Origin of the sequence: Rhodococcus sp. D-6 (assembly GCF_040256695.1) — a bacterium.
Lineage (GTDB): Bacteria > Actinomycetota > Actinomycetes > Mycobacteriales > Mycobacteriaceae > Rhodococcus > Rhodococcus pyridinivorans.
In genome coordinates this window covers 1539316-1565306 of sequence record NZ_CP132970.1, presented here as the reverse complement: position 1 = coordinate 1565306, position 25991 = coordinate 1539316, and the positions used below count along the sequence as shown (strand labels likewise).

Below are 25991 nucleotides of genomic sequence, written 5' to 3'. Positions count from 1 at the left end.
TACCGACCGCCCTGTATGCCGCGCCGAAAACCCTCAGCGGTCGCGGTAGTACGCCCGGATCGCGCGGCTCATCACCTTGATCTCCCGGGTCCGCTCGTGCCGCAATCGGGCATCGGACCGCGCCGCGATCCATTCGTTCTCACGCCGCAGTTTGCGATGACTCTCCACTCGCCGGGCATCGAGGTCGCCGCGGTCGACGGCGGCACGAACCGCGCATCCCGGTTCGGTCTCATGCGCACAGTCCGCGAAGCGGCAGTACCGCACAAGCTCGTCGATCTCGGGAAAGGCGGAAGCGATGCCGGCACCGGCGTCCCACATCCCGACGCCCCGTAACCCCGGAGTGTCGATGAGGGTCACGCCCCCACCCAGAGGGAACATCTCCCGATCGGTCGTGGTGTGCCGGCCCTTGCCGTCCGCCTGCCGAACCGGTGCCGTCGCCTGGATGTCGCGACCGCACAGCGCGTTGACCAGTGTCGACTTCCCGGCGCCGGACGCTCCGACGAACACGACGGTGCCGTGGAGCAGCGTGCGCAGTTCGCTCAATCCGGATCGGTCCGGTGCGCAGACCTCGACCACGCTCGCTCCGGGTGTGAGCACGGCGACCTGCTCGAATACCGCTTCGGTCGCGAGGTCGACCTTCGTCAGGGCGACCACCGGTTGCGCGCCGCTGTCCCAGGCCAGCGCCAGCAGACGTTCCATGCGACCGACATCGAGGGTGTCGGCCGCGACCGTGACCACGACGGTGTCGACGTTGGTGGCGAGAACCTGCTCCTCCGAACGACCCGACGCGTCAGCACGACGGATCGCGCCGGTACGCCGCAGCACCGCACAGACGGTGCCGATCGTGTCGCCTTCGGTGGGCGGTTCGCGCACGATCACCCAGTCGCCGGTACAGACATGGTGGCCTGCCGTCCGCACCCGCAGCGGACCGGCGGAGGTCACGGCGTCACCGTGACCGCGACCGACCCGCACGATCCGGCCGGGAGTTCCCTGGATGTCGTTGTCCGCGAACCGTTCCGCGATCTGTTCGGACCAGCCGTACTCGACCAGCGGATCGGTTCCGGGTGAGACATCGGGGTGCACGGTGACTCCTGGATCATGACGAGGCGCGGGTGGTCCGCTCCGACAGATCCGATGGTGAACTTCGCACCCCGGCAATGCAATCGAATTTCCGCGTGCACCCTCAACCGCGGTGGGCCGACAGCAACCAGGCCGGGAGCATCGAGCGGCCCTTGTCGTCCCGCTGCCACGCGGCAGCATCCTCGTCGCCGAGAAACGCGTGGATGAATGCCGGCCGCACGTCGTCGACGGTCCAGAACTCGGCGACCGCGTCGCGCAACTCGTCGTCCGTCACCGGATTCGGTCCCTGACCCTCTTCCGGAAAGGCGTCCTTCGAGAAGGCGAGGACGAAGAAGGACGCGCTCGGAGCAGCGGCACGGGTGACGGCGCTCAGGTAGGCGCGGCGCCGGTCCACGGGCAGCGAATGGAACAGGGTGCTGTCGACGATCGTCGCGAACCGGCCGTCGAACCCCGTGAACGACGTGATATCGGCGACCTGGAAGGTCGCGGTAGTCAGGCCCCGCTCCGTCGCCGCGGCCCGAGCGGCTTCGATGGCGGTCGGCGACAGGTCGAGACCGACCACCGTGTACCCCTGTGCCGCGAGATGGAGGGAGGTCTCGGCATGTCCGCAGCCCGCGTCGAGCACGTCGCTGCGGAATCCGCCCTCGTCGATCAATCGGGCGATCTCGGGCTGGGGTTCGCCGATGTTCCACGGTACGGGGCCCGAAAACCCTTCGGCGACGCCCCGGTAGATGTCGTCCCACGGTGCAACCTGGCCGTCCTCGGTCATGGATCCGACGGTACGCCCGCCGCCGGATCCACCGCATCGATTCCGAACTCGACACCGGTAACCGGTTCACTCGACCGGGTTCGTGAGGAAGGATCGACAAGCGCCACCGCTCGAGAGGGGAACTCACTCGTGACCGAAACTGCCGCATCTGCACCCGCCGGCCCCGGCCGGGAACGCCAGGGGGTCGTGTACCGCAACGGAGCGCTGGGCCGGAGTCCGGCCGTTCCGACGTCCTTCGGCGACCTCGAACGCGCCGCGCGGCGTGCGAGTTCGAAGCGGGCCTGGGCATATGTCGCGGGCGGCGCCGGCGAGGGACGCACGATGCGCAACAATCGGCGCGCGTTCGACCGATGGGCGATCGTCCCGCGCATGGCCCACGGTGTCACCGAACGCGACCTGCGTACGACCGTGGCGGGCACGTCGCTCTCCTCGCCGCTGTTGCTGGCCCCGATCGGGGCGGGAGCGTTGATGGCTGCCGACAGCGACCTGGCGATCGCGCGGGCGGCCGCCGCGACCGGCGTGCCGTACATCTTCTCCAATCAGGGCTGCAATTCCATGGAGGACTGTGCTGGCGCGATGGGCTCCGCGTCCCGCTGGTTCCAGCTGTACTGGAGTTCCGACGAGGATCTCGTCGACAGCCTGCTGCGACGCGCCGAAGCAGTCGGCGCCGAGGCCGTCGTCGTCACCCTCGACACGACGATGCTGGGATGGCGTCCGCAGGACCTGAATCTCGGGTCGCTGCCGTTCGCACGCGGCGAGGGCATCGCCCAGTACACCTCGGATCCCCGCTTCCTCGACATCGTCCGGCAGCGGATCGACGCCGCCCGCGACACGCTGACGGAGCGACCCGATGTCACGCTCGGCGCGATCCGCACACTGCTGTCGATGACCCGCAACCATCCGGGTCGATTCCTCGACAATCTCCGCTCCCCCGTGCCGCGCGCCGCCGCGGAGACCTTCCTCGACATCTACTCCAATCCGGGACTGAGCTGGGAGCATCTGGCGACGTTGCGGGACCGGACGCGACTTCCCATCGTACTCAAGGGAATTCTGCATCCGGACGACGCGCGTCGCGCCGTCGACCTCGACGTCGACGCCCTCGTCGTGTCGAACCACGGTGGACGTCAGGTCGACGGATCGATCGCCTCACTCGATGCTCTGCTCGACATCCGTGCCGCGATCGGCCGGGAGCCGACCGTGTTGCTGGACAGCGGGATCCGAAGCGGTGCCGATGTCTTCGTCGCGCTCGCGCTCGGCGCGGACGCCGTACTCCTCGGCCGGCCCTACATGTACGGACTGGCGATCGCGGGTCGGCAGGGCGTCGAGGAGGTGGTCCGCAACGTGATCGCCGAGTTCGACCTCACCATGGCATTGACCGGTGCCCGTTCGGTCGCCGATATCGACGAACGGTTCGTCCGGCCGAATCCCTCCTTCTGAAACAGGGTCAGGCCTTGCGCGCACGCCCCTTGCGGTACGGGGTCTCGTCGATGCGCGTGGTGATCTCGGCGACCATCCTGTCGTACGACTCGTTCTTGCGGGCGATGCCGATGAGCCGCTTGGTGGTGCGCGCGGCGGCGCCCAGGTTCATCGGGCGGCCCTCGATGCCGTACATCAGGCGCGCCCACTCCGGTAGCAGCGACAACATGTCGTCCTGCACGACGACGAAGGTGAACACCTTCACCGGATTGCCCCACAGGTTCGGCTTCCGGAGCGCGTGCGTCACCTCGGCGGCGGCGAGCGACAGCGACAACCAGTGGCGCTGCTCGTCGACGTACGCCTCGAGGTCGGCGCGGGTGGCGGGAAGACGGGCCGGGTCTGCGCCGACGAGCTCTGCGGCGATGTGCTGTTCGACGACGAACTTGTCCTGTTCGGCGGGGGTCAGGTCGAGGCCGAAAGCCTCCGCACCACGCAGCAGCGCGAACGCGAGAGCGTTGTGAGTCCAGTCGATCCACACGGGCTCGTCTGCGCGCAACGTCGTGCCGGTGTGCGGGTCGTCCCAGACGGCGTGCGCGTGCATGCGGCGCACCGAGGCTGCGGCGGCGTCGGCGTGGGCCTTGTCGCCGAACATGACAGTGTCGAGATAGCGGCCGGTGCGCTCGTCCCGCCCCTTCGGATCGACGTACGCGGCCGACGCGTGCTCGAACAGTCGCATCATGCCGGGGTTGAGTGCCTGCAGCAGCAGACCCGCCATGCCGGCGACGCGAGAGGACGGATCGGCGTACACCTTCCACGAGACGGAGCCGGGGCCGAAGTAACCGTCGTCTTCACGCGGCGCGTTCCGGGCAGGGTGGGGGGTGGTTGCGGTCACGGGGGCTCCTTCAGCACCGGGGGAAGTGCATATCGGGAGAATGTTATTTCTGTATGCGAAGTTTCGCGCGCCACGCAGGCCCTTCACCGCACATTCACCCCGGAAAATCACCTCAGGTCTGCAGGTACGCCAACGCCGACCGGGCGGCGTGATACCCGCACATGCCGTGCGCCCCGGCACCCGGCGGAGTCGCCGCCGAGCACAGGTACACGCCCGGAACGCCGGTCGCGTACGGGTCCAGTGCCGGGCGGGGCCGGAGCACGAGCTGCACCGCGCTGTTGGCTCCGGTGACGATGTCGCCGCCCACGTAGTTCGCGTTGTGGACGGACATCTCGGTCGTCGTCCGCACGTGCACGGCACGGATCGTGTCGCGGAAGCCCGGGGCGAACCGTTCGATCTGGGCGGTGATCAGCTCGGTCGCGTCGCCGGTGTACCCGTGCGGGACGTGCGCGTAGGTGTAGAGCGGGTTCAGATTCCCGGCGGAGCGCGACGGATCGGCGAGGAACTGCTGGCCGACCAGGACGTAGGGCCGATCGGGCATGACCCCCCGGTTCACCTGGCGTTCGGCTGCCGCCGTCTCGGCGTACGAACCGCAGACGTGGACGGTGCCGGCGCGGCGGGACGGTTCGTGCTGCCAGGGCACGGTGCCCTCGACGGCGTACTCGACCTTGAACGCGCCGGGCCCGTGCTTGTACCGATGGTAGGCGCGGGCGGTGCGGCGGGGCAGCCTGTCGCCGACGATCCGTACGGCGTCGGCGGGTGAGGTGTCAAGGAGCACCAGATCGGGGTTGCCGAGTTCGTCGAGGGACTCCACGCGCACCCCGGTTTCGACGGTGCCGCCGTTCTTCTCGATCAGTGACGCCATCGCTGCGGCGATGGCGCGCGATCCGCCCTGCGCGACCGGCCACCCGTAGGCGTGCGCGGCCGTCCCCAGCGCGACGCCGATGGCCGAGGACATCGGCGAGCCGAAGGGCCGCAGGGCGTGGGCCGCCACCCCACCGAACAGGGCGCGCGCCTCGGGTGTGGACCAGGCGCGCGCGAGCACGTCGGCGGGCATCGCGGCGAACATCCCGAATCCGGCGAGCAGCACCGGATGGACGGGTACGTGCAGCATCGGGCGCAGGAAATCCTCGGTGATGCCGCCGAATCGTTCGGTCAGCGCGCCGAAGATCCGGCGCCACCTGGCCCCGTCGGTCCCGAGTTCCGTGGCGGTGTCGTCCACGGATCGGTAGGCCGCGCCACCACGTCCGCCATCGAGCGGGTGGGCGTACTGCACCTCGGGCCACGACCAGATCAGACCGTGTTCCGCGAGGTCGTACTGCCGGCTGAAGGGTGTGTCCACGGCCAGCGGGTGGAAGCCGCTGCATTCGTCGTGGAGCAGGCCCGGCAGGGTCAGTTCGCTGCTGCGGGTGCCGCCACCGATCGTCTCGGCTGCCTCGAGCACTCGTACCCGTACGCCCTCGGAGGAGAGGACGACGGCGGCAGCGAGCCCGTTGGGCCCGCTGCCGACTATCACCGCGTCGGTCATGCTCCAACCTTGACACGATCGGGCCGGACCTGCGGGTGGAGGTAGGCCGTCCCGGCCGGTTCGTAGCCGGCCATCCGCCAGGTGACGGTGTGCGGGATCGGGCCGTCGGGCAGCCACGGCTGCGCCGACACCGCGTCCTCGATGTGATAGTGACCGCGCTCGACGACACCGAGCGCCGCGTCGATCACCTTGTATTCCAGCGTCTTCCGATGGATCGGCTGGGATTCGATCCACACGATGACGCATTCTCCCGGTTCGAACCGGCACCGCTCCTGCACCGCGCTGATGGTCTGCTCGTTGTGGAGGTGACCGTCGCCGAACTGCCAGCCCACCAGGGTGGTGCAGGTGAACTCGCCTTCGCGGATGCGGTAGTTCTCGAGCTTGTCGAGGTGCCGCATCATCAGCGACATCAGGCCGCGACCCTGGCTGTGCATGGTGCGCCATGCGACCGCCTTCTGCATGAAGATCTCGGCGACCTCCTTGCCGAACGCCCCACTCAGCTGGTCGATCTGATTGTCGTTGAACTTGGTGAGGTTCTCGTTGAGCTTGTTCTCCGCCTCGTCGCCGCGGAAGGCCCACAGGGCCGACGCCCAGTTGCCGGCGTACTGCCGCATCGACGGCAGGAAGGAGACGAGGTCGGGGCGCAGGTTGCCGAGGATCGGGAACAGCAGGAAGGCGACGAGGATCGGCGCGAGGATCCAGACGGAACTCACGTCGCCCACCCCGTAGCCGGCGCCGGCGGGGAATCCGCCGAAGAGCCAGACGGCGGCGAACATGTAGAAGACGTTCCACTCGAGCGGGACCGCCAGCGGGAAGGTCGAGGTGATGAAGATGTGGAACATGACCATGCCGATGATGGCGAGCCAGGTGATCGTCGTGTTCGTGGAGAACAGCAGCACCAGCGGGACGACGAGTTCGACGACGGTGCCGCAGACATGGGCGAGGAACCAGCTGACCTTCGACGGACGCAGATCCTGCGGGAAGTTGCGGTAGAGCGAGCGCTTGAACCGCTTCGAGGTAATCCAGGGGGTGTTGCTGAGCATCGGCGGGATCACGTTGGTGAAGTGGTGACCGAACTTGGAGACACCTGCACCGAACCACACGGTGACCAGCGCGATCTTGGCGGCCAGGATCATGTCGACGTGGTTGCTGAAGATGCCGAAGAAGAACATGACGGCGACGTACTGTTCCGAGCGCGCGGCCAGGAAGACCACGCGGTCGCGCAGGCCCATGACGACGATGAGGCCGACGTAGGTCAGCAGCGCCCACTGCGGAAGCAACCCGACTTCGCTTCCAGGGAGGGCAGCGGTTGTCACGCCGGGTCCGAGCAACAGGAACAGCAGGGTGGCCAGGAGTGCGAAGTAGATCGCGACGTCGACGACGGTGCGATGGTCACCGCGGGTGAACGGCACCACCTTCGGCCAGGGTGGGAGCCGCAGGGTGCCGCGGCGGGTCCAGTAGCGCCAGCCACCGGTGAACGGCTTGAACTTGAACGCCAGCGGTCCGGAGGACGACGCGTAGCCGGTGATCTCGAACAGGATGGTCCACACCATCAGCTTCTGGTAGACGATGGGCTCACCCCACCAGCCGGCGAGGTCGGCGAAACCCAGTCCGGGAGTGGTGAGTCCGACGACGGCCACCCCGCCGAGAACGTAGAAGATCAGCTTGTACACGTAGAGCATGTGCATCTGTTTGGGGCTGCCGAAACCGTATTCGGCCCAGTGGGTCGCCAGCACCCGCATGCGCTCCATGAAGGGCATGTCGTCGTAGGTGGCCGGGTCGACCGGTGGCATGTCTGCCGTCTTGAATCCCATTGTGACTCCTGAAGGTGGGCAGGGCTCATCACCGCGAGGGGCGCTCGCGTCGAGGTAGGACGAGGGAGGGGGTCAGGCGTGTTGCAATGTGCGCCTGAGCGAGGGTTTGTCGATCTTGCCGACGGGGTTCTTCGGTAGCGCGTCGAGGATGTCGATCCGCTCGGGCACCTTCGCGCGCATCAGGTGCCGTCGGCAGTGTTCGAGGAGGTCCTCGGTGGTCGTCGTCGCATCCGGGTACAGCACCACGTAGGCGACGGGAACCTCGCCGAGGACCGGGTCGGGACGCCCGACGACCGCGGCTTCGAGGACGTCGTCGACCGAGGTCAGGACGGTTTCGATCTCCTTGGGATAGATGTTCTCGCCTCCGCGGATGATCATGTCCTTGACGCGGTCGACGATGCGCAGATAACCGTCCTCGTCCAGGATGCCGATGTCCCCGGTGTGCAACCAGCCGTCGCGGACGGTCTCGGCGGTCGCGTCGGGGCGATCGAGGTAGCCGCGCATGACGGTCGGTCCCGCGATGACCACCTCCCCTGTCTCACCGGGTGCCAGCAGTTGACCGTCCGGGGACATGATCCCGATCCGCTGTCCGGGCAGTGCCGGTCCGACCGTTCCGAGTTTGCGCACGCCGTCGACGGGATTGCAGGCGGACGCGCAGGTCGCCTCGGTGAGTCCGTATCCCTCGACCATGACGAACCCGAAGCGGTCATGGCACCGCTGCAGCAGTTCCTTCGACACCGGCGCCGCGCCACACACCACGAACCGCAGCGACGAGGTGTCGGGACGCACGGTGTCGGGCAGCGCCGCGAGCATCGCGTAGATTGCGGGTACAGCGGAAAAGTATGTGGGACGGAGCTTTTCCACGTGGCCGAAGAACCGGGTCGCGGAGAACGATCCGATGACACTGAGCTGTCCGTGCGAGCGCCAGACCGCCAGTGCACTCACCATGATCGCGTTGACGTGAAACAGCGGCAGGACGAGCATGCAGTGGTCGTCGGCGGTGAGACGGAAATGCTGCGCCATCGTCGACGACATGGCCTCGGCGTTGTCGTGATCGAGCATCACACCCTTCGGCCGGCCGGTGGAACCGCTCGTGTAGATGACCAGGCTCAATTCGTCGCCGCGCAGGGCCACAGGATCGGGGCCGTCGCCCTCGTCGGCGAGATCGTCCACCGCGATGCTGGGTCGGCCGCCGTCCGGTGCGCCGACCGAGTGGTTGACCACCAGGACAGCGCCGGAGTCCGAGATCTGATAGGCCGCTTCCGATTCCGTGAACGCCGGATTGACGGGTGTCGCAGCAGCACCGAGACGCCACGCCGCGAGCATCGCGACGAGCAGTTCGACCCGGTTCGGCAGCATGATCGCGACGATGTCGCCCGCGCCGACGCCGTGCCGCGCGAACTGTGCTGCGACAGCGCGGGTTCGGTCGTCGAGCTGAGCGTAGGTGAGTTCGAGCCTGTCGTCCCGGACCGCCGTACGAGAGCGATCCTCGGCGGGGACGTTCCAGGGAAGAAAGGGAAAGCGGGAGAAGGGCATCTACAGCTCCTCGGTCGGACGAGCACGTATCGGTTGTGATGCACGACACTATGCGGTCGGCATGATCCAGGACACGTCCCCGCGAGACCAACTTCGACGCTTCTCTTGTCGATTCTGCACAAAAATCGGGTCAGCGGCCGGACGAACGCTTTTCCTTGGGCATCAGCACGGGTCGTCCGAGCACGTGACAGACGTGCAGAGCCAGCTCGAGATCCAGTCGATTGTCGGAGATCGGCCGTCCCCGTTCGTCCTCCGCCTTCTGCAGCCGGTACTTCACGGTGTTGCGGTGGAGGACGAGTTCCTCGGAGGTCTGCACATAGCTTCCGCCGGTTCGCAGGAACACCCGCGTCGTGTCCCGCAACCGCTCCGCGGCCGGGCTGTCGATCGCGAGCCGACCCAGCGTATCGGCGACGAAACGCCTGGTCGTCGCGAGATCGCGTGCCAGCACCGCTGTCGCGGACATGCCGTCCTCGCCGTAGTACACCGCTCGGCTGTGGGGAACGGTCGCGGTGCTCGCGACGATCCGCACCGCCTCGGCCTGCTCGTGACTCCGCCGGAACCCCGCGACCCCAGCGCCCGGCTTCCCGAATGCCACGCGCAACCCGGGGACGGCCTGCACAGCCGTCCGAAGGCGCGGCAGGTCGACGACCGTGCCACCGGCCCTTGTCGTCCACAACCAGGCCGTGCGCCGATCCACCGGCACGAACAGGGGCGCACCTCCCCCACCGGCCGCGACGGTGAGAGTCTCCGCTGCTGCCGCGAGCGCGGGTGTCTGGTCTGCGCCCTGGGCCGGGCCTCCGATCCACACGATCGCACCGAGGTGGGTTCCGTCGAGCCGGTAACCCGTCTTCGTCGCGAAGTCCTCGGTATCGAACGCGCCGCCGCTCAACACCTGCTCCACCAGCGCCGACGTCACGTTCTCGGACTGCTGGACCAGCACCCGCTGCTCTTCTTCGTGCGCGTCGAGCACGACGCGCGTCATCCAGTCCACGTACTTGTGCATCCACCCGGCGAAATGATGGAGCAACTCGAGTTTCAGGTCGGGTGCACAATCGAGCTGCTGGATCTCCGCGAACACCTGGTTGAACAGGTCGTCGGAGCCGATGTGGTACGCCCGCCGCAGCGCCGCCGCAGGAACGCCGTGTCGCGCGAGCCGCACCGCATACTCCGTGGCCGCGGTGATCGGCTGGATGCGATCGAGCGGGATGTCGTTGCTGATCATGTGCAGGATGGTGTCGACATTGCCCTCCACACTCGCCCGCAGCATGTCCGTCAGTTCGGACTCGCCGAGATCCTCGACGACCGACTCGATCGCCGCGTCCATGCTCGCGACGAGCTCGCCGGACCGCCGTTGCAGCCGCTCACCGACCACCACGACGAGTTCCTGCACCTCGGCGGCACGCGCGTCCTTCGACGGAGTCCCGCGTCGGGCGTCATCGCTCATTGCACTCGTCTACCAGAAAACTCTCGTGCACAGTGTGCGATCACCACACCACCGGCGAGGTCCTTCCCGAGCGTCAGCCCGCGGTTTCGTCCTGACATGCCGCATTGCCATACACGATGAACGCAGGTCACCGCATGCGGAACGGATCCGGTGGACGAAATCGTCGATTTCCCCCTCGTTGCGTCAGGCGAGGAGCGCGGCGTCGAGTACTCGGCGCGCCGCTGCGGGATCGTCGACGTGGATCGCGAACCGGCTCACGAGCGCCGGACGGCGGCGGTGCTCGAAGAAGGCCGGCAACAGGGTCTCGACGGGTTCCGCGAGGACGAGGTCGAGATTGGTGCCGTCGGGACCGGGCAGGAACAGCACCTCGCCGTCCACGCCCGTCTCCGTCGGCTGGAAGCGATGGCGCGGGATGCATTGCTGCAGGTTGTCGGCATCGATACGGGCCACGACCTGGTGTCCGGAGCGCAGGACCAGGCCGTCCCGCGTCAGAAGATGCGGATTGACGACACGATCGGCGAGCCACCCCACGAGAGGAAGAAGCGAGTACACCGAGACGATCAGCAACGTCCAGCGCAGCCATTCCCAGGGCACGAGTATGTGGACCACCGCGATCTCGATGACCGACGCCACGAGCCACGCGATCGGCACGCTCATCGTGCCGCGGGTGTAACCGATCGTCGTCACCTCAGGTCCGGCGCCGACCCGATGCCCTCGTATCAGGAACCACAGGGCGCGGTAGCTTCTCAGCTCCGCGCGCATCAGGGTCGCGGGCACGCGGCCGACGAGCTCGTCGAGCACCCCCGCCCACGGTGTTCCGGATCGGCGCAGAACTCGGACGCGCAGTGCGCCGACGATCAGCACCAGGATCCCGAGAGGTAACTCGAATCCGAGCCAGACCTTCAGTGCTGTCGCCGGTGTGAAGACGCCCAGCGCAGCGAGGACGGCGTTCGTACAGGCCACCACCACGGTGAGGACGAGGGCGGCCCGGTGGACGAGCCGGACGGTGCGCCCGGTCATGCCCGCGCTCCGTCCTGCTGCGGTCCCGACTGTGCGGCGACGCGCCGGACGAACCCGATCGCGACGGCCTGCTGGGCCGGGTCCGGAAGGAACTCGGCGAGCACCTCGGTGTTCGATTCGAGGGCAGTTGCCGCCTCGGCCGCCCACGAACCGAGCACCTCCGCCATGATCGGGATGTCGTCGAGCAGCGCGGTCATGCCGTCGATGACGGCGGTGATCTCGTCGGCTGCCGCGGTGGGATCCTGTCCGGCGAGCGCACCGAAGCGTCGGTAGACGGCGACCATCGCGTGCCGTTGTTCGGGGTCGTCGAGCAGGGTTCGCATGGCGTCGAGATACTCCGGCGATGCCTGCCCGGTGAGTGCGAGCATCTCCCAGCTGTCGCGTTCGCGGACGAACAGAGTCCGGGTGTGCGGGTCATCCTCGCCGTCGATGAGCTCGTCGAACGCGTCGACGATCGGCGCGGGCAAGGGCGAGAGCCGATCGCCGGCGCGGTGACGCTCGAGAATCGCGGCGAGTGCATCGCGCTTGACCTGCAGGGTCCGGATCTGGGCATCCGCCGCCTCGAGGAGCGATTCGAGGTCTGCGGTGAGATCGGATTCGGCATCGCGGTCGTCGCCATCGGTGAAGTGGCCACCGAGGACGGTCGCCACCGAACCGAGCGGGACACCCGACTGGGCGAGCCAGCGGATGCGCAGTAGGCGCACCAGGTCGGCGAGTTCGTAGTCCCGGTATCCGTTGGGTGTCCGTGAGGGTTCGGGCATGAGCCCGAGCCGGTGATAGTGCCGGACGGCGCGAACGGTGGTTCCTGCGGCCTGGGCCAAGTCACTGATCCTCATGGCTTCAGCATCGACCCTGACGCTACGTCAGGGTCAAGTCGTGGATGCGCCACACGTCGGGTGGGAACAACTCGAGGAGGACGGCGGTTGAGTGCAGTAAGGTAGTTGACAAATCAACTACATGACCGAGAGGGGTTACCGTGCCCGCCGTAACCGTCGACAACGTTCTCGCTCTTCCCCGCGTCGAAGAGCCCGTACCCGACGCGCTCTCGCGTCCCGTCCTGTCGGTGACCACCGCTCCGCGCGGCTTCGAAGGCGAAGGCTTCCCCGTCCGCCGTGCATTCGCGGGCATCGAAACGAAGTACCTCGACCCGTTCATCCACATGGATCAGATGGGCGAAGTGAACTACGCACCCGGCGAACCGAAAGGCACGCCCTGGCATCCGCACCGCGGCTTCGAGACCGTCACCTACATGATCGACGGCATCATGCAGCACCGCGACTCCCACGGAGGCGGCGGCACCATCGGTGGCGGCGACACCCAGTGGATGACCGCGGGCAGCGGCATCCTGCACATCGAAGCACCACCGGAACACCTGGTGGTCAGCGGCGGACTGTTCCACGGCGTGCAGCTGTGGGTGAATCTGCCCAAAGCCGAGAAGTTCGTCGCCCCGCGGTACCAGGACATCGGCGGCGGCGAGGTCGTCCTGCTGTCCTCGGCCGACGGCGGCGCGCTCATCCGGGTGATCGCCGGAGAGCTCGACGGGCACCGCGGCCCCGGTTCGACGCACACGCCGATCACCCTGCTGCACGCGACCGTGGCGCCGGGAGCGAGCGTCACCCTGCCGTGGAACCCCGAATTCAACGCCCTGGCATACGTGCTCGCCGGCGATGGCGCGGTCGGACCGGAACACCGTCCGATCCGCACCGGACAGACGGCCGTCTTCGGCAGGGGTGAGAGCCTGACGATCTCTGCTGCCGCGACGCAGGATTCGCGCACCGACGCCCTCGAGGTGTTCGTGCTCGGCGGCAAGCCGATTCGTGAACGCGTTGTCATGGCCGGTCCGTTCGTCATGAACACCCGCGCCGAGATCATCGAGGCGATGGAGGACTTCCAGGCCGGGCGATTCGGTTCCATTCCCGCCGTGCACACCGCGGACGAGAAGGCCTAGAAGGATAGTTGCGATTCGGTGTTCTCGACCGCGCTGAGCGAGGTCGGAAACACCAAATCGTCGGCTGCACCGCTTCTACGCCAGTGCCAGCGCTACGAGCGCGACCAGCGACGGCACGCACTGGCACAGCGACCCCACCACCCCGGCACCTCGTGGACGGCTCATGGCCATCCGGTCCGAGGCGAACAGGGCGATGCCCGCCAGGAACATGAACGAGCACGTGTAGACGACGAGGGTGCGGCCCGGCGTCTCGTGCCCGGTCCACCACAGGATCACGCCGGCAAGCGTTCCGGATCCGAGGAAGAGGTTGTAGAAGCCGACGTTGAACGCCCACATCCGCACGGGCTGGACGTCCTCGGTCGGGATGCGGAACACGTCCCGGTGGATGCTCGGACGGCGGAAGAGGATCGTCTCCCACACGAAGACCATCAGGTGCACCGCAGCAGCGACCAGGGCCGCGAGTTGCGCAACGACGATCATGGCGAGACCTCCTCGGCGAATCGGATTCCGTAACGGGTGGCGATCTGCCCGAACCTGCTCATCAGTGCATCCTCGGGCAGGTGCTCCTCCCCCAGCGCGTCGAGGTCGGTGAAGAAACCGCTCATCCCGGTTCCGGAGCAGACGAGGAGAAAGACCGCATCGTCGGTGAGGACCGAGAAGGTGTTCATCGTGCCCGCCGCGATGGTGAGCGTGTCACCGGCGGCGAGTTCGCAGCCCTCGCCGTCGAGCAGGACGAGGATCCGGCCGCGCAGCAGGTGGTAGGTCTTGGGCCAAGGCTCGGAGTGCAGGGGCGGTGGGCTGCCGCAGGGGGCCTCGACCAGCATGAGCTCGTAGGCGTCGCCGGTGTGTTCACCGGACGACAGGACGGTGACGACGGCGTCCGGCATCGACAATCGCCTGCCCGTACCGGCCCGTTCGAGATGAATCGTGGACACATCTGCGACGCTAGGGGCCCGGAAGCAGCCGAACCATCCCCTGAATCGGGGATGCTCCCGTCTCCCGGATCCGGCGCATACTGGGCTCATGCTCGAAGTGCGGGCGGAGCGGCTACGCCGCGAGATCCTGGAGTTCGCGGGCACCGGCGCCGGCGTCACCGCACTGCACCAACGTGCCATCGAACTGGTCGATCGCACCGTACGCAGCGAGCTGACGTGCTGGGCGCTGTTCGATCCCCTGACCCTGGCGTTCGGTTCGATGACCAGTGGGCGCAACCGCATTCCCGGTGAGTACGAGCCACTGCTCGCCGAATCGGAATGCAGTGGACACGATCCCGCCACGTTCGCAGACATCGCCCGCAGTGGGCGAACGGTGGTGCGGGCCTCGGATCTACCGTCGACCGAACTCGCCCACAGCCTCCGGCACGCTGCGGTGTGGCGCCCACTCGGACTCGACCGTGAGGTGCGGGTCGTCTTCACGGTGGACGGGTTGTGTTGGGGATCGGCCGGTTTCGTCCGATCGGGACCGGACTTCACGGATCGGGAGCTGGAGTTCCTGACGATGGTCGCGCCGGCGGTGGCGGTCGCGACCCGGGCGGCCGCCGTCCACACCCTGCGTGCACGCCCCGGAGCCGATCCGGGACCGGCCGTGATCGTGACGGATCCAGCGGGTGAGCCGGTCGCATCGACGGTCGCGGCGCGGGCATGGGAGGAACGGCTCGCCGGTCCCGTGCGATTGGCACTGCTGTTGCGGGCGGCAACATTCGGGGCTCGGGCGAGTTCGACCGGGGTGTTCCGGGCACGTATCCGCAACGACGGCGGAGGCTGGATCGTCGTCCGTGCGGCGCCGTTGAGCGCCGACGGCGACGAGGCCCGCACGGCGGTCACGATCGAACCCGCGGCCGACAGTGAACTCACAGACATGCTGTTCGCCGCGTACGCGCTGACCGCCCGCGAGTGCGAAGTGTGCACCGACGTGCTGAACGGACTGTCGACGGCCGAGATCGCTCGGCACCGGGGCATCACGCCGAACACGGTGCACGACCATCTCAAATCCGTCTATGCGAAGACAGGGGCGGGTAGTCGCGCGGAACTCGTCGCTCGGTTGGCCGGCCGGCAGATGCCCCGACCGTCCCTGTCGCCCCCATACACGCCGACGATCAGGTCCGCGCACTGAGCGATCACGCTCACTACACATTGAGCGGGGTTGCTCGTTGTATGCCACAGTGCCACTCGGTGCATGCAGCTGCCACGCCCGAAATCCCTCTGTTCCAGAGCAGGTGACGTCGGCCCGTTGTTTTTTGCACCTTGTTGCACATAGTCTGGCGTGAGAGGGACCGCCCTAGACGAAGAAGGAACACACCATGACGCTGCCACCGATCCTGTCCGGCCCGCTGAGCCTGCCCCTGGTCGCTTCCCCGATGTTCATCGCGTCGGGACCGGAACTGGTGTCCGCCCAGTGCCAGGCCGGAGTCGTCGGATCGTTCCCGGCACTCAACGCCCGTCCCCAGTCGATGCTTGTCGACTGGCTGCAGCAGATCACCGAGAGCAACGCCGACTACGCGGTGCGCCACCCCGAGGAGTACGTCGCGCCGTTCGCCGTCAACCAGATCGTGCACCGCTCCAACGAGCGACTCGAGCAGGACCTCGAGGTGATCGTCGAGCATCGGGTCCCCATTGTGATCACCTCGCTCGGTGCCCGAGAGGAGGTCAACGAGGCTGTTCACTCCTACGGCGGCATCGTCCTCCACGACGTGATCTCGAACGAGTTCGCGCACAAGGCGATCGACAAGGGCGCGGACGGCATCGTCGCCGTCGCCGCAGGCGCCGGCGGCCACGCCGGGACGCAGTCACCGTTCGCATTGCTCCAGGAGATCCGCCGGTGGTTCGACGGCCCCCTGCTGCTGTCCGGCTCCATCGCCCACGGCCGCTCGATCCTCGCTGCCCAGGCCGCCGGTGCCGACCTCGCCTACGCCGGCACAGCCTTCCTCGCCACCGAGGAGGCCCGCAGCGCCGACGACTACAAGAACATGATCGTCGACAGCACCGCCAAGGACATCGTCTACAGCAAGCTGTTCACCGGCGTGCACGGCAACTACCTGCGGGGAAGCATCGTCGCCGCCGGACTCGACCCCGACGACCTCCCCGAGTCCGATCCGTCCGCCATGAACTTCGGGTCCGGTGGCAACACCGGCGCCAAGGCCTGGCGCGACATCTGGGGCGCCGGCCAGGGCCTCGGCGCGATCGAGTCCGTCGTCCCCGCCCGCGAGCTCGTCCAACGACTCCGCGACGAGTACGAGCTGGCGTGGACGTCCCTCGAACGACGCCGAGTCGCCATGATCGACGCCGGATAGCGTGACCTAGGCTGACGCGGTGTCTCTCAGGTTCGCCATCCTCACCGCACTGGTCGAGCGCGACAGCACCGGACTGGAACTGACGCGGCGCTTCGACCGGTCGATCGGGTACTTCTGGCCCGCGACCCACCAGCAGATCTACCGAGAACTGGACCGGATGCGGGCGGGCGACCTGATCCGTGAAGTCCCGACGGACGGAAAACCCGGTCGCGGTCAGCCCCGACGTTTCACCATCACAGCGGACGGTCGCCGACTGCTGCGCGGCTGGATCTCCGAGATCGAGGATCCGGACGTGGTGCGCTCCGGTGTCTCCGTGCGCCTGCGCGCGGCCGCGGCGCTCGACGATCCCGACGCCGCGCGTCCCGCGCTGGAACATCAACGCGCCTACCGGACGGCGATGCTCGAGCAGTATCGCGCCATCGAGCAACGCGACTTCGTCGAGGTCCGGGGCGACGCGCGGAGCACCCTGCAACATCTCGTGCTCCGCCTCGGCATCCTCCTCGAAGAAACGTGGCTGACCTGGCTGGACGAGGCGCTCGACACGATCGACCGGCTCGACCCGACACCGGATTCCTCCGCCGACCGTAGCGGAACGGTCCCGTAGACCGGAACACGAGAACCGGGCCGAGGCGTACCACGCGAGGGAGGTCGGCTTGTCTACACGGATGCAGGTCTACCTGTCACGGTGCGTTTCCGGCCTCAGGGTCGACTGCCGTCAGCGCGGTGATCAAGGTCCGACTCGGCCGCATCACGGCCACGGTCTTGTCCCTGTCCGGCCGGTAGTAGCCGCCGATGTCGACCGGCGCGCCCTGCACCTCGTTCAACTCTCGCACGATCGTGTCCTCGTCCCTGGCCAGTGCCTCGGCCAGCGGGGCGAACTGTTCTGCGAGTTCCGGATCCTCGGTCTGCGCGGCAAGCTCCTGTGCCCAGTACATCGCGAGGTAGAACTGGCTGCCCCGGTTGTCGAGCTCGCCGACCTTGCGCGACGGGCTCTTGTTCGTCTCCAGCAGCTTGCCGGTCGCTGCATCGAGCGCGTTCGCCACGATCTTGGCGCGCTCGTTGCCGGTCTTGATGCCGAGGTCCTCCAGGCTTACGGCCAACGCCAGGAACTCACCGAGCGAATCCCAGCGCAGGTGGTTCTCCTCCACCAACTGCTTGACGTGCTTGGGCGCCGACCCGCCGGCGCCCGTCTCGTAGAGGCCGCCACCCGCCATCAGCGGCACGATCGACAGCATCTTGGCGCTCGTACCGAGCTCGAGGATGGGGAACAGGTCGGTGAGGTAGTCACGCAGGATGTTGCCGGTCGCGGCGATGGTGTCCATTCCGCGGTTCAGCCGCTCCAGCGTGTACCGCATCGAGCGCACCTGCGACATGATGTGGATGTCGAGGCCATCGGTGTCATGATCCTGCAGGTACAGCTCGACCTTCTTGATCAACTCGTTCTCGTGGGGGCGGTACGGGTCGAGCCAGAACAGGACCGGCATACCGGAGTTGCGTGCCCGGGTGACCGCGAGCTTGACCCAGTCGCGGATCGGCGCGTCCTTGACGGTGCACATGCGCCAGATGTCACCCGCCTCGACGTGCTGGGTGAGCAGCACCTCACCGGTCTCGGCATCGACGAAGTTGGCCTCGCCCGCCTCCGGAACTTCGAAGGTCTTGTCGTGCGAGCCGTACTCCTCGGCCTTCTGCGCCATGAGACCGACGTTGGGAACGGTACCCATGGTCGTCGGGTCGAACGCGCCGTTGGTCTTACAGAAGTTGATGATCTCCTGGTAGATGCGCGCGAAAGTGGACTCCGGCATGACCGCCTTGACGTCCTTGGGTCGTCCGTCGGCGCCGTACATCTTGCCGCCCGAGCGAATCATTGCGGGCATCGAGGCATCCACGATGACATCGCTGGGGGAATGGAAGTTGGAGATGCCGCGTGCGGAATCGACCATGGCCAATTCGGGACGGTGCTCATGGCAGTTGTGCAGGTCCTGCTTGATTTCGTCGCGCTGCGTACTGGGCAGCGTCTCGATCTTGTCGTACAGGTCGCCGAGACCGTTGTTGACGTTGACGCCCAATTCGTCGAACAGCTTCTGATGCTTGGCGAAGGCGTCCTTGTAGAAGGTCTTCACCGCGTGGCCGAAGACAATGGGGTGCGAGACCTTCATCATCGTCGCCTTGACGTGAAGGGAGAACATCACGCCCGTCTTGCGCGCATCCTCCATCTGCTCCTCGTAGAACTCGAGCAACGCCTTCTTGCTCATGAACATGCTGTCCATGATGTCGCCCTCACCCAGCTCCACTTCGGGCTTGAGGACGATCGTCTCGCCATCCTTGGTGACCAGCTCCATCCGGACCTTGCGCGCCCGGTCCAGCGTCATCGACTTCTCGCCGTGGTAGAAGTCGCCGTGCCGCATGTGCGCGACGTGGCTGCGTGAGGCCATCGACCACTCGCCCATGCTGTGCGGGTGTTTACGGGCGTACTCCTTCACCGCCCGGGGTGCGCGCCGATCGGAGTTGCCTTCACGCAGGACAGGGTTGACCGCACTGCCGAGAATCTTGCCGTAGCGCTCCCGGATGGCACGCTCTTCGTCCGTCTTCGGGGCGTCCGGGAAATCCGGGACCTGGTAGCCCTTACTCTGCAGTTCCTTGATGGCAGCCAGGAGCTGCGGCACGGACGCACTGATGTTGGGCAGCTTGATGATGTTGGTCTCGGGCAGTTGCGTCAGACGACCCAGCTCGGCCAGGTTGTCCGGGACGCGCTGCTCTTCCGTGAGGTGCTCGGGGAACTCGGCCAGGATCCGCGCCGGCACCGAGATGTCGCTGGTCTCGACCTCGATGCCCGCGGCTCCAGCGAAGGTACGCACGATCGGCAGGAAGGCGTAGGTCGCAAGCAACGGCGCCTCGTCGGTCAACGTATAGATAATGGTCGACTGCTTGTCGGCGCTCATTCTTGTCTCGACTCCCTACGTCGGTCCGGTCCGCCTCACGAAATGCTCCGCGTGCGGGATTGCATCGGGTATCAGGCTACGTGCGAGAACTCGAGAACGACATTTACTCGCCGGTAACTCGAACTCCGCCGACAGGCTTCGACGGCCCCTCGGGCGCCCAACCGTCGACCTCATGTCCGCTCGCGACCGAGAACGCCGCAGTCCTGCGAGCCACCGCTTCGATGGCCCCTCGACCTGTCGTAACGCGGGTGCGACCGGCGCACAGCATCGCCGTCAGGAAAGAAGTCTTCACAAGCAGTGGGAAGACTACTGTCACAAGCGATTCCGTTGTCGAACCGGACTGCGATCCCTCGTCCGTCCGATCGCGGCTCGAATGCCGACGCCGGAAGATGCTGTCGGCGGGGACGATCGTTCCGTCGAGAATCGAGGTTCGTCGATCGTTGCTTGGGGGAGACGACCGCGGACCCGAGAGGGAACCGCACGCCTGCGTCCCGATGAAGTACTTCACATTTCTCGCCGACGACTCGACCCGAGCGTTTACCGACAGGAGCCCGCCACTACTCCGACATCAATCGCAGGCGGGCGCGGGAACATCCTCGAACAGCGGCGACCCGATCGGCACGAGGTACACCACGTCGAGGATCACCGGTTCCGTGCCGAGATTGCGACCGACGTGCAGATGGTCCGGACCTGAGGGCTCGTTGATGAAATCGCCGGTCTCGAACATGACAGGCTCGCAGTCTCCTTCAGGATGCGTCAAGGTGCCGGCCCGCACGATGCCGAGCACGGGACCATCGTGATAGTGCCAACCGGTGCTACCGCCCGGTTCGATGGTGATCTCCCGGGCCACGGCGTGCACGCCGTCGGGTACGAACGGCAGCAGTCCCGGTGGCACCTCGATGTCCACCCATGTCACCCCTGAGATGCCCTCGCTCGGAGTGGCGTAGGCCCACCCGGGTATCGCCACCGCTACTGCACATGCCGTCGCCGCGAGTACACCCTGCACAGAGCGCTTCATGCGCACGGACGCTACCGTCTACACGACACTGCTGCAGGACAGCTCGCATTGCGACCCGCTCGCCTGCACCCGCGTCACTGTCGCCGGGTACGTCGAGCGGCCCGAAGGCGAGGAACTGGCCGCCGCGCGCGAAGCTCACCTGTCCGCTGTCCCCGGGACCCGCGTGTACATCGATTTCACCGACTTCACGCTCTGGGTTCTTCGGGTTCGGCGCGTGCGCTGGGTCGGTGGGTACGGGCGGATGGATCCGGCCACCGCCGAGGACTATGCCGAAGCATTGCCGGATTCTGTGACCCCGTCGGCAGCTCGTGCGATCGCGCATTTCAACGACGATCACGCCGACGCGCTGCTGGCGATGGCCCGGAAGCTCGGCGGGTTCCCGGATGCGACGGCGGCAACCTGTGTCGGAGCCGACCGATACGGCCTCGACCTCGATGTCACCACGCCGCGTGGGCGAGCCATGACGCATGCCCGCTATCTGTCACCGCCCGACTCCGACTACGAATTGCGCTCAGCGACAGTTGTTTTGGCTCGCGCGGCGCACCGCCAGACCGTCGTGGACACGTCCGTCTGCATCGACGTCGGCGGCGAGGGCGTCACGGTAGTCGAGTCCCGCCTCGTTCACCGTGACGCCGTGGGCCGACAGGTGCAGGTCGTGCCGGGCGGCGAGCGCGAGGGCGTCGGTGACAGCGAAGGGTCTCATGCGGTTCACGCTCTCTTCGCCGCGTCGTTCCGGTCTACCGATATCCTCGGACGGTCGTGGCGGCCCACGTGCTGCTACAGGCGGGGAACAGGTCGGCCCCACACGCGTGTCCTGCCCGGGAATCGCCGCCCACTCGTGGCAATGTCCACAGAATGCATCCGTACGACCAGGGGTTCGAGCCTCCGCAAGCGTGCTCCGAGTGGTGCCGGGCACGCTCGTTCGACCTGCAGGTGCTCGACGAGGGCGTAACTGTCGACCTCAAATGGTGGAACAGCCACCTCGAACGGACCGGGCACGATATCCGCCTCCGGGGACGGAATCTCGACGGACGGATCATCGACGACGGCGACGCGATCGTCCAACGCAACGACCTCCGCCTCGACAGTGAACTGATCGAAGCCGACCACGCCGGTCTGGGGCTGTTGTTCCTGTGCGCGGCCTGGCGCAGCGCACATCCGCGACGACGCGGTGCCCGACGTTTTCCGGACGTCCGCGACGCACACGCCCCGAAGGACCGGCACCGGTTCACCAAGATCAAGGGAGTCCTCGACTACTGCGCGAAGACCAAGTCGCTACCCGACACCGCGCGGCAGACCTGGTCCGGATGGCCGGACACCCCCGGCGTCGGCGTATCGCTCCTGGCGACCTATCTGTGGGCGGTCGAGGTGCGGACCGAGGCGGGCCCGGCGCAACTTCTCGATCAGCACGCGGTGTCGACGCTCATCCACGAAGGGTGGCTCGAGGATCCGTCGGTCGCCGACTTCACGCTGCGGCGCTATCACCGGTACCTCGAACTCCTCAACATGTGGGCGTCGTTGATCGCCACGCGTCCGGAGATGGTCGAGATGTGGCTCGTCGACCGGTGGCACGCCCGAATCTGCGAAGCCCGGGACGGGTCGCACGCGACTCCGCGATTGTTCTGATCCTCTTGGGCGTCGCGGTGAGGCCGCCCGAATCGTCCCGTGGAGGCTGATGCACACTCGCAGAATGGGGTCACCGACTACGACGAGCATCACCATGACGACCGGCGCGCAGCCGATTCCACAGCCGCGATGGAGACTTCCGCTGGTGGGTGATCTGCTCAGCATCGACGTGGCCAAGCCGGTTCAGCGTGAGATGCAGATGGCACAGGAACTCGGTGGGATCTTCGAACGCAAGATCCTGCAGCACCGGTTGATCGTGGTCTCGGGCGCCGATCTGGTGCGCGAGGTCAACGACGAGGAGAAGTGGGCGAAGTTCCTCGGCAAGCCGCTGCGCAAGCTTCGCGTCATCGCCGGCGACGGACTGTTCACCGCGTTCAACTCCGAACCGAACTGGAGCAAAGCCCACAACATCCTCGGGCCTGGCTTCAGCCAGGCCGCGATGCGTGGCTATCACGACTCGATGCTCACCGTCGTCGACCGACTGGTCGACAGCTGGGACAGCGCAGCGGCCGACGGCGAGTATGTGGACGTGCCGAAGAGCATGACGTCGCTGACCTTCGACGTCATCGGCCGGTGCGGCTTCAGCTACGACTTCGACTCGTTCGGCCGCACCGAACCCGATCCGTTCATCGCGGCGATGAGCCGGGCGCTCGAGTACATCAACCGTTCGTCGAACGACATCCCCATCCTCCGGACACTGTTCGGCCGCAGTGCCAGGGAGCAGCATGAACACGACATCGCGCTGATGCAGGAGACGGTCGATCGCATCGTCGAGGAGCGGATGCGCTCCGGCGAGCAGCACGGCGATCTGCTGGACCTGATGATGCACACCGTCGATCCCGACACCGGCGAGCAGCTCGACCGTGAATCGATCCGCAATCAGGTGCTGACCTTCCTGGTCGCGGGTAACGAGACCACCGCGGCCACCCTGGGGTTCGCGGTCCATTTCCTGAGCCGACATCCCGAGGTGGTGGCGAAGGCGCGGGCCGAGATCGCCGAGGTCGTCGGTGCCGACGGCCGGATCGGGTACGAGCAGGTCGCCAAGCTGCGGTATGTGCGGCGGGTGGTGGACGAGACGCTGCGGTTGTGGCCGGCCGCCCCGGGTTATTTCCGCAAGGTACGCGGTGAGACCACCCTCGGCGGACGGACGCTGCCGAAGGGTTCGTGGGTGTTCGTGCTGTTGCCGCAACTGCACCGCGACCCGCTGTGGGGCGACGATCCCGAGCGGTTCGACCCGGACCGGTTCGAGCCCGCGGCCGTGCGCAAACGGCCGGCGCACATCTTCAAACCGTGGGGCACCGGCATCCGGGCCTGTATCGGTCGGCAGTTCGCGCTGCACGAGGCGGTGCTCACGCTCGCGTCGCTGATCCGGCGATACGACTTCGCTCCGGAACCGGGCTACGAACTCGACGTTCACGAGGCGATCACATTGAAGCCCCGTGACCTACGGGTGCGGCTCTCCCCCGCCTGATCCGTCGCGTCGCCCCGGCAAGAGGGACGGCGGTCGGGTCGTCGACAGAGGCTGGCCGATCGGTGGCGACGAGCACGGCGATCCTTCCGATCATGCACTGAAGGACCACACGTCATCGCTCTATGCTCGGACGATGTTCCTTCTCTTCGGCTTCGGCACCAAGCGACAGAATCTCGGTCCAGGGCAGAACCGGACGTGTTCGCGCTGCCACAACACCACGCAGTGGCTCCGGATCCGGGAGTCCAAGCAGTTCACGCTGTTCTTCGTGCCGGTCGCGCGGTGGGGCCGCCGACAGTTGGAGCAGTGCGGGATCTGCGGTACCGCCGTGGAGATGTGAGCCCGGTCAGTCGGGATCGGCGAAGGCCACGAACGTCCTCGGCTGCCGTTCGGAGACGTGCCGTCATCCAGGCACCGCCCGCCTCCGGCGTGCAGACCGTGACCGAACCGTTATAGTCGGCGTCGTGACTACAGTTCTCGGTGTCTCGGTCGGTGCCAGCGCGGTGCGCTTTGCGCGACGTGACACCGGGAGCCTCGACAGCCCCGTCTTCGGATCCCACTCGATGCCCGCCCTGCTCGACCGGCCGGCCGAGCTGGCCGCGGAGTCCATCGAGACGATGCTCGCCGAGACCGACGAGATCGAGCAGGTGCGCGCCATCGGCGTCGCCTACCAGAACGAGACGCAGGCCGATTTCGTCCAGGGCGCGATGAGCCGCCTGGACATCGACAACTTCCAGCTCGTCCCGGAAGTGACCGCCGCGCTCGAAATGCTGGAAACCACAGGAGATCTCGACGACCACGAAACACTCGTGTTCTACGACCTCGGCAGCTCGGGCCTCACCGTCACCGTCGTCGATCGGGGCACCCGCATCGCATTGAGCACGGCACGCTCGGACCGGATCAGCGGCGACCTCGTCGACCACCTGATCTACGACCACCACGTCGAACTGCAGCGCTTCGCCCAGCCGGCCGACATGGCGGCGCAGCGGGCCCTCACCGCCCGGTGCCGCGACGCGAAGGAGCAGCTGTCCTCGAAGGACGCGGTGTGCATGCCCGGCGAGGGGGGTCTGCTACTGCTCTCGCAGGCCAGCTTCGATTCGCTCATCGACGGACCTGTGAAGGCCTCGGCCCGCCTCACCCTCGACGTCATCCGCCGCTCGGGACGCACTCCCGACGCTGCGGTGCTCATCGGAGGCGGAGCGAACATTCCACTGGTCACCGCCGTGATGGAGTCGTGGCTCGACATTCCGGTGATCGTGCCCTCGCAGCCCGAACTCGTGGCGGCGGAAGGCGCGGCGCTCCTCGCCCGCCCGGACACTGCGAAGGTCGTCGAGATGGCGGAGTTCGCTGCGCCGACGAAGTTCACCGAGACCGCACAGTTCGCCCCGCATCTGGTCGCGCCGGACGCACCGACCGCAAGCTTCGCTGCCCCCGACATCCGGCAGGAGACCGAGACGCCCGCGCAGCCGCGGAACCGTCGACGCTTCCTGCTCGCCGGTGGTGCCGTCGTCGTCGCAGCGGCGATCGGCCTCGGTGTCGACCTGCTGCAGAATTCCGGTCGCGATCCGCAGCCCACCTCCACGCACCAGGAGACGCAGGAGCCACCGGCGCAACCGGCAGCGGAACCGCCGCCCACGACCACCACGGACGCATCGCCCGCGCCGGAAACCGTCCCGGCAGTGTCGGACGAGCAGTCGACGGCCATCGATCGCAGCGAGACCCGCAGCACCTACCGGCCGCAGACGACGGCGGAGACCTCCGCGCAGGTCCCCATCACCACCGGCGCGCAGGACGATGCGGCAGCCGACACCTCGGTGCCGTCACTCGAACCGGAGCCGGCCCCGATGGTCCCCGGGCTCCCCCAGTTCGAGCTGCCGCCGCCTCCGCAGATCCAGCTCCCGCAGCTGCCCAGCATTCCCGGGTTCTGATCAATCAGCCGCAGACCGCCGCGGTGCGGCGCGCCGTCTCAGGTTCCGGATGAGGCAGCAGTCGCTGCCACCACCGGGCCACCCGCGGACTAGGAATCAGTCGCGCGATATGGAACCGGTTCGTCTCGGGTCCGGTGCGAACCGGCGACGCGGGCGGCAGGATCCGCTTCCGCGGAGGCGGACGGCCGGGGACCGACCGTGGCCGCGGAGACCTTCGAGGCGCTGGGGGCACTCGCCGACGCGGCCGATGCCCACGCCCTGGCCCCGATCGCGTAC

23 protein-coding genes and 1 pseudogene are annotated in these 25991 nt (G+C 67.2%); 10 read left to right on the top strand and 14 right to left on the bottom strand.

Annotated features, from left to right (window positions below; translation table 11 throughout):
• Positions 1 to 33 precede the first annotated feature (33 nt).
• Both rsgA and RBB84_RS07385 read right to left on the bottom strand, forming a co-directional pair.
• The gene (rsgA, locus tag RBB84_RS07390; RefSeq protein ID WP_024100915.1) at positions 34 to 1083 is read right to left on the bottom strand and encodes a ribosome small subunit-dependent GTPase A; all 1050 of its coding nucleotides are present in this window, start codon (positions 1081 to 1083) and stop codon (positions 34 to 36) included.
• Between the two features lie 100 nt (positions 1084 to 1183).
• Positions 1184 to 1849, bottom strand: coding sequence for a class I SAM-dependent methyltransferase (locus RBB84_RS07385; protein WP_024100914.1), 666 nt, complete (start codon positions 1847 to 1849; stop codon positions 1184 to 1186).
• A gap of 129 nt (positions 1850 to 1978) precedes the next feature.
• On the opposite strand from RBB84_RS07385, the gene RBB84_RS07380 reads away from it, so the two are divergent.
• Positions 1979 to 3286: an alpha-hydroxy-acid oxidizing protein gene (locus tag RBB84_RS07380; RefSeq protein ID WP_064255597.1), complete on the top strand. Its 1308-nt coding sequence runs from the start codon at positions 1979 to 1981 to the stop codon at positions 3284 to 3286.
• Between the two features lie 7 nt (positions 3287 to 3293).
• On the opposite strand, the gene RBB84_RS07375 is transcribed toward RBB84_RS07380, so the two are convergent.
• From RBB84_RS07375 to RBB84_RS07345, 7 genes are all read right to left on the bottom strand, one after another.
• Positions 3294 to 4157, bottom strand: coding sequence for an oxygenase MpaB family protein (locus RBB84_RS07375; RefSeq protein ID WP_064255596.1), 864 nt, complete (start codon positions 4155 to 4157; stop codon positions 3294 to 3296).
• Positions 4158 to 4269: 112 nt separating this feature from the next.
• Positions 4270 to 5685, bottom strand: coding sequence for an NAD(P)/FAD-dependent oxidoreductase (locus RBB84_RS07370; protein WP_024100911.1), 1416 nt, complete (start codon positions 5683 to 5685; stop codon positions 4270 to 4272).
• On the bottom strand, positions 5682 to 7499 hold the full coding sequence (locus RBB84_RS07365; protein WP_064255595.1) for a DUF3556 domain-containing protein: 1818 nt from the start codon (positions 7497 to 7499) through the stop codon (positions 5682 to 5684). Before RBB84_RS07365 ends, RBB84_RS07370 begins: the two co-directional genes overlap by 4 nt.
• 72 nt (positions 7500 to 7571) lie before the next feature.
• Positions 7572 to 9035 carry an AMP-binding protein gene (locus RBB84_RS07360; RefSeq protein ID WP_024100909.1) on the bottom strand — a complete coding sequence of 488 codons (1464 nt, stop codon included), beginning with the start codon at positions 9033 to 9035 and terminating at the stop codon, positions 7572 to 7574.
• 130 nt (positions 9036 to 9165) lie between these two features.
• Complete coding sequence (locus RBB84_RS07355) at positions 9166 to 10479, bottom strand: helix-turn-helix domain-containing protein (protein ID WP_024100908.1); 1314 nt, start codon at positions 10477 to 10479, stop codon at positions 9166 to 9168.
• A gap of 183 nt (positions 10480 to 10662) precedes the next feature.
• Positions 10663 to 11499, bottom strand: coding sequence for a hypothetical protein (locus RBB84_RS07350; protein WP_041803342.1), 837 nt, complete (start codon positions 11497 to 11499; stop codon positions 10663 to 10665).
• The gene (locus RBB84_RS07345; RefSeq protein ID WP_024100906.1) at positions 11496 to 12335 is read right to left on the bottom strand and encodes a MerR family DNA-binding transcriptional regulator; all 840 of its coding nucleotides are present in this window, start codon (positions 12333 to 12335) and stop codon (positions 11496 to 11498) included. The genes RBB84_RS07350 and RBB84_RS07345 overlap by 4 nt, the downstream gene beginning before the upstream one ends.
• Positions 12336 to 12475: 140 nt before the next feature.
• On the opposite strand from RBB84_RS07345, the gene RBB84_RS07340 reads away from it, so the two are divergent.
• Positions 12476 to 13447 carry a pirin family protein gene (locus RBB84_RS07340; RefSeq protein ID WP_064255594.1) on the top strand — a complete coding sequence of 324 codons (972 nt, stop codon included), beginning with the start codon at positions 12476 to 12478 and terminating at the stop codon, positions 13445 to 13447.
• Positions 13448 to 13522: 75 nt separating this feature from the next.
• Here RBB84_RS07340 and RBB84_RS07335 read toward each other — a convergent pair whose 3' ends face one another.
• Complete coding sequence (locus RBB84_RS07335; RefSeq protein WP_064255593.1) at positions 13523 to 13927, bottom strand: DUF1304 domain-containing protein; 405 nt, start codon at positions 13925 to 13927, stop codon at positions 13523 to 13525.
• Positions 13924 to 14382: a hypothetical protein gene (locus tag RBB84_RS07330; protein ID WP_064255592.1), complete on the bottom strand. Its 459-nt coding sequence runs from the start codon at positions 14380 to 14382 to the stop codon at positions 13924 to 13926. Before RBB84_RS07330 ends, RBB84_RS07335 begins: the two co-directional genes overlap by 4 nt.
• An 88-nt stretch (positions 14383 to 14470) precedes the next feature.
• Between RBB84_RS07330 and RBB84_RS07325 the strand changes: the two genes are divergently transcribed.
• The 3 genes from RBB84_RS07325 to RBB84_RS07315 all read left to right on the top strand — a co-directional run bounded on the left by RBB84_RS07325 (position 14471) and on the right by RBB84_RS07315 (position 17340).
• Positions 14471 to 15559: a helix-turn-helix transcriptional regulator gene (locus RBB84_RS07325; protein ID WP_064255591.1), complete on the top strand. Its 1089-nt coding sequence runs from the start codon at positions 14471 to 14473 to the stop codon at positions 15557 to 15559.
• Positions 15560 to 15746: 187 nt separating this feature from the next.
• Positions 15747 to 16736, top strand: a complete 990-nt coding sequence (locus tag RBB84_RS07320; RefSeq protein ID WP_064255590.1) for a nitronate monooxygenase family protein — start codon at positions 15747 to 15749, stop codon at positions 16734 to 16736.
• A gap of 19 nt (positions 16737 to 16755) precedes the next feature.
• Entirely contained in the window at positions 16756 to 17340 is a 585-nt protein-coding gene (locus tag RBB84_RS07315; protein ID WP_006552020.1) for a PadR family transcriptional regulator, read from the top strand.
• A 76-nt stretch (positions 17341 to 17416) separates the two neighbouring features.
• Here RBB84_RS07315 and RBB84_RS07310 read toward each other — a convergent pair whose 3' ends face one another.
• Together RBB84_RS07310 and RBB84_RS07305 are read right to left on the bottom strand one after the other, a co-directional pair.
• A complete protein-coding gene (locus tag RBB84_RS07310) occupies positions 17417 to 19675 on the bottom strand; it encodes an NADP-dependent isocitrate dehydrogenase (RefSeq protein WP_024100900.1) in 2259 nt (752 codons plus the stop codon).
• Between the two features lie 568 nt (positions 19676 to 20243).
• On the bottom strand, positions 20244 to 20693 hold the full coding sequence (locus RBB84_RS07305; RefSeq protein ID WP_064061039.1) for a cupin domain-containing protein: 450 nt from the start codon (positions 20691 to 20693) through the stop codon (positions 20244 to 20246).
• 52 nt (positions 20694 to 20745) lie between these two features.
• Here RBB84_RS07305 and RBB84_RS07300 point away from each other — a divergent pair.
• Positions 20746 to 21222: pseudogene (locus RBB84_RS07300) on the top strand (DUF2470 domain-containing protein); the annotation flags it as partial.
• Here the strand turns inward: RBB84_RS07300 and RBB84_RS07295 are convergent.
• Positions 21205 to 21396 carry a hypothetical protein gene (locus tag RBB84_RS07295; protein WP_082920955.1) on the bottom strand — a complete coding sequence of 64 codons (192 nt, stop codon included), beginning with the start codon at positions 21394 to 21396 and terminating at the stop codon, positions 21205 to 21207. The pseudogene RBB84_RS07300 and the gene RBB84_RS07295 overlap by 18 nt on opposite strands.
• A gap of 152 nt (positions 21397 to 21548) precedes the next feature.
• On the opposite strand from RBB84_RS07295, the gene RBB84_RS07290 reads away from it, so the two are divergent.
• From RBB84_RS07290 to RBB84_RS07275, 4 genes are all read left to right on the top strand, one after another.
• Positions 21549 to 22319: a hypothetical protein gene (locus RBB84_RS07290; protein ID WP_064255589.1), complete on the top strand. Its 771-nt coding sequence runs from the start codon at positions 21549 to 21551 to the stop codon at positions 22317 to 22319.
• Positions 22320 to 22383: 64 nt separating this feature from the next.
• Positions 22384 to 23790, top strand: a complete 1407-nt coding sequence (locus RBB84_RS07285; protein ID WP_231911939.1) for a cytochrome P450 — start codon at positions 22384 to 22386, stop codon at positions 23788 to 23790.
• Between the two features lie 133 nt (positions 23791 to 23923).
• Complete coding sequence (locus tag RBB84_RS07280) at positions 23924 to 24127, top strand: zinc-ribbon domain-containing protein (protein ID WP_064255692.1); 204 nt, start codon at positions 23924 to 23926, stop codon at positions 24125 to 24127.
• A gap of 124 nt (positions 24128 to 24251) precedes the next feature.
• Positions 24252 to 25715: an Hsp70 family protein gene (locus RBB84_RS07275; protein WP_064255587.1), complete on the top strand. Its 1464-nt coding sequence runs from the start codon at positions 24252 to 24254 to the stop codon at positions 25713 to 25715.
• The last annotated feature ends 276 nt before the right edge of the window (positions 25716 to 25991 follow it).

Bases quoted from the DNA above. Each gene is read 5' to 3' on its own strand.
- RBB84_RS07345 (WP_024100906.1), bottom strand. From the start codon at position 12,335: ATGAGGATCAGTGACTTGGCCCAGGCCGCAGGAACCACCGTTCGCGCC.
- RBB84_RS07280 (WP_064255692.1), top strand. From the start codon at position 23,924: ATGTTCCTTCTCTTCGGCTTCGGCACCAAGCGACAGAATCTCGGTCCA.
- RBB84_RS07360 (WP_024100909.1), bottom strand. From the start codon at position 9,035: ATGCCCTTCTCCCGCTTTCCCTTTCTTCCCTGGAACGTCCCCGCCGAG.
- RBB84_RS07290 (WP_064255589.1), top strand. From the start codon at position 21,549: ATGCATCCGTACGACCAGGGGTTCGAGCCTCCGCAAGCGTGCTCCGAG.
- RBB84_RS07285 (WP_231911939.1), top strand. From the start codon at position 22,384: ATGGGGTCACCGACTACGACGAGCATCACCATGACGACCGGCGCGCAG.
- RBB84_RS07350 (WP_041803342.1), bottom strand. From the start codon at position 11,499: ATGACCGGGCGCACCGTCCGGCTCGTCCACCGGGCCGCCCTCGTCCTC.
- RBB84_RS07365 (WP_064255595.1), bottom strand. From the start codon at position 7,499: ATGGGATTCAAGACGGCAGACATGCCACCGGTCGACCCGGCCACCTAC.
- RBB84_RS07320 (WP_064255590.1), top strand. From the start codon at position 15,747: ATGACGCTGCCACCGATCCTGTCCGGCCCGCTGAGCCTGCCCCTGGTC.
- RBB84_RS07385 (WP_024100914.1), bottom strand. From the start codon at position 1,849: ATGACCGAGGACGGCCAGGTTGCACCGTGGGACGACATCTACCGGGGC.
- RBB84_RS07370 (WP_024100911.1), bottom strand. From the start codon at position 5,685: ATGACCGACGCGGTGATAGTCGGCAGCGGGCCCAACGGGCTCGCTGCC.
- RBB84_RS07310 (WP_024100900.1), bottom strand. From the start codon at position 19,675: ATGAGCGCCGACAAGCAGTCGACCATTATCTATACGTTGACCGACGAG.
- RBB84_RS07305 (WP_064061039.1), bottom strand. From the start codon at position 20,693: ATGAAGCGCTCTGTGCAGGGTGTACTCGCGGCGACGGCATGTGCAGTA.
- RBB84_RS07335 (WP_064255593.1), bottom strand. From the start codon at position 13,927: ATGATCGTCGTTGCGCAACTCGCGGCCCTGGTCGCTGCTGCGGTGCAC.
- RBB84_RS07355 (WP_024100908.1), bottom strand. From the start codon at position 10,479: ATGAGCGATGACGCCCGACGCGGGACTCCGTCGAAGGACGCGCGTGCC.
- RBB84_RS07295 (WP_082920955.1), bottom strand. From the start codon at position 21,396: ATGAGACCCTTCGCTGTCACCGACGCCCTCGCGCTCGCCGCCCGGCAC.
- RBB84_RS07325 (WP_064255591.1), top strand. From the start codon at position 14,471: ATGCTCGAAGTGCGGGCGGAGCGGCTACGCCGCGAGATCCTGGAGTTC.